Genomic DNA, 1,081 nt, shown 5'->3' on the forward strand with positions numbered 1-1,081 from the left:
GCGAAGTTGTGGTAATTCGGCGATGTTCGCTGCACCTGCGCGTGCAATGCTTTCAGCGCCGCCGAATCCGCCGACGACTCCATTTCGACCTCATACTCGACCTGGTCGTACCCTGGATTGATCCCAGGATCGATTCCAAGAAAACCTCTCAGATCGAGGCTTCCCTTCGTGCGGATAGTCAGCGATTGCAACTCGATGTTCATTGCCGCCGCATTTGCCGCGTAGGTTGCAGTCATGCATGCGTTCAACGCAGCCAGGATCAATTCTTGTGGATTAGCGGCCGTGTCGGTACCGAGCAATTCTGCCGGTTCGTCCGCGTCGATGACAAAGCCGCGCGCCAAGGCCGTGTCACCTAGTACGAGCGGCATGGTTCGCGCACGCGTCCGGGTGCCACCCTCCCAGGTTGTCACGACGCCGAACGTCGCGATGCCTGCGGCGGGCTTTGCTGCGACCTGATCTGCAAACTCACGCAATGCGCCGACGTTGATCCCGTTGCCGGGAGTTCCTTTAATGTTTGTGTTCATTTCTCGTTCCCCCATTATGTGTTACGCCCGGCCATCACGCCGCCGTCAACGTCCCAGATTGCGCCCGTCACCCATGCTGCCTTGTCCGACAACAGGAAGAGGATGACCTCGGCGACGTCTTGTGGCGTCCCAACCCTGCCGATTGGGTGGAAGCTGTTGAATCCCTGTAAGGCGCCATGAACCTCGGCCTTGGGTATGAATCCCTCGTAAATCGGCGTTTCGACAACCGCCGGAGAAACGGCATTGACCCTGATTTGTTTGGATGCCAGCTCCATCGCAAGGTGCTGGGTCAGCGAATGCAAACCTGCTTTTGCCATCGAATACGCGGACGACGGCGTAGCCGCAATCGCCTGCTTGCCCCACATCGAGCCGATGTTCACAATGGCGCCGGGACGCTCGCTGGCCACGAGATTGGCCACGACTTTTTGTGTGGTGAAGAAGAACGCTTTATTCAACGTCAAATATTGTTCGTAATCACTTTCCGTGTGCTCAAGAAACGCCTTCGGGAAGAACACCCCAGCCGCGTTGACCAGAAGATTGATGTCCTTGTGGTGTTC

At 57.2% G+C, this 1,081-nt stretch carries 2 protein-coding genes; both read right to left on the reverse strand.

What is annotated here, in order from left to right:
• A partial coding sequence (locus AB0J72_RS58950) for an OsmC family protein (RefSeq protein WP_363418060.1) occupies nucleotides 1-524 on the reverse strand: 524 nt, incomplete at its 3' end.
• Between the two features lie 14 nt (nucleotides 525-538).
• Nucleotides 539-1,081 (reverse strand): SDR family oxidoreductase (locus AB0J72_RS58955; protein WP_363418063.1); only part of this gene is annotated, 543 nt, incomplete at its 5' end.

Origin of the sequence: Dactylosporangium sp. NPDC049742 (assembly GCF_040674675.1) — a bacterium.
In the GTDB taxonomy this organism is placed as follows: Bacteria; Actinomycetota; Actinomycetes; order Mycobacteriales; family Micromonosporaceae; genus Dactylosporangium; species Dactylosporangium maewongense.